A 1,689-nucleotide genomic window follows, 5' to 3' on the forward strand; every position below is an offset into this window, starting at 1 on the left:
CGAGGGCGGCTTCCGGCCGGCCGGCCACCGATTCCCGGATGCCGTCAAGCAGCTGCGCGGCGACATGCCCGTAGGCCGGAGCCGGGCCGGCCGGCACGTCGTCGAGCGCGTCGTCGACGGTCTCGCCGAGTGCGAGCGCGGCCAGGTCCGCGAGCCGGGCCGCCCCGGGATCGGTGGACCAGCGCAGCAGCTCCGCGCCGCGGGCGAGGTCGCCGCGGAGGGCGATCACCGTGCCCGCGACCAGCGCGCCCTGGGTCCGGGTGTGCGGCTCGGCGGTGTTCATCAGTTCGTCTCCGAGCTGCAGCGCCACGTCGAGCCGTCCGCTCTGCACCGCCGCGCGCGCCCAGTCCGGCGCCAGGCGGATGCGCGAACTGCCGACCTGGACCGCAGCGGCGTAGAGGTCGAACGCCAGCGCGGGTTCCTGGTCGACGACCTCGGCAGCCGCCGTCTCGTACCCGGTGCCCACGAGACCGCCGGCCGCGCCGAGACGCAGCAGCTCCCGAGCGATCGCGAGGACCGGCCGCCCGGTCGACAGCTGGGCTTCCAGCATCTGCACCAGCACGGTCAACCGGCGGTCGGCGCCGGTATGCTCGCGCACTGCGCGCGCCACGACCGGTGGCACCGCACCATCGGCGGCGAGCAGTCCTGCGGCCCGGACCTGCTCGACCACTGCGGACACTTCATCGCGGGGCCGGTTCAGCGCGACTGCGAGCAGTTCCAGGTCGTTGCGGCCGCCCGCCTCGGCCGCGACGAGGTAGGTGAGCCCCGGTTCGCCGAGACCGTCCAGCTCGGCCCGCAGCTGATCGATCAGCTCATCGCCGGCGGGAACCCGCAAACGGCGCGTCACCAGGCGTGGTACCCCGCTCGTGGCCCGCTGCACCGAGACCGCCCGCTCCCAGGTGAGCGGTCGCCCGAGCACGTCACCAGAGAAGCGAACGACGTCGGCGGTGCTCCACGGCGTCAAGCGCACGTACTGGGCCGGCAACCCGGCCAGCATGGTGATGACCGGGCCCGCTACTCCTGGCGTGTGGGTGAGCACGAGCCGGGACGTGGCTTCGGCGAGTCCGAGCACTGCGGCACCCGCCTCACCGGTGAGCGTCTCGGCGTCGTCGAGCAGCACCGCCGCATCCGCGGCGGGCGTGGTAGCAGCGAGGCCGTCCCGGCCGATCACCGGGACGCCGGCAGCGCGGTATCGCCGGCCGATCGCGTTCAAGACCGTCGACTTGCCGTGCCCGGGTGCTCCGGTCAGGACCAGCCGCACCGGGTCACCCGGACGAGCGTCGATCCCGGCCAGCAGCTCCCGCACCTGCGGCGATAGCAGCTCCTTCACGACACCTCCCGTCACGGGGACCGGAATGGTCACCTGTGAGTCATTCGAGACCGTCGATCGAACCAGATGGGCGAGGTGACTCCCTGTTTACCAGCGAGACGCAGACCACACTTTCGAGCTACCCCCTAACGCATGTTCGGATCCCCTCAGGGATTTGGAAGATCACTGTTAGGTGCCGCACCTGATGTGGTGTCACCGCTGCGGGCCCTAGCTTTGGGGCGGTCGGCGATCGCCCGTGGTCGGCGGCGCCACCCGTTCCCACAGAGAGAGCCTGGTCGATGAACCCCGCGCAGTCGCTGTACGAATTCACGCTCAACCTGCTCAACGACCCGTCCGCCCGCACCGCTTTCGGCAACGAC

Annotated in this window: 1 pseudogene; it reads right to left on the reverse strand. The window is 71.7% G+C overall.

Annotated elements, in window-relative coordinates:
• Positions 1 to 1,330, reverse strand: a pseudogene (locus tag ACWEN0_RS49985) (hypothetical protein); the annotation flags it as partial.
• Positions 1,331 to 1,689 lie beyond the last annotated feature (359 nt).

The sequence above is a fragment of the Amycolatopsis sp. NPDC004378 genome (genome assembly GCF_053602455.1).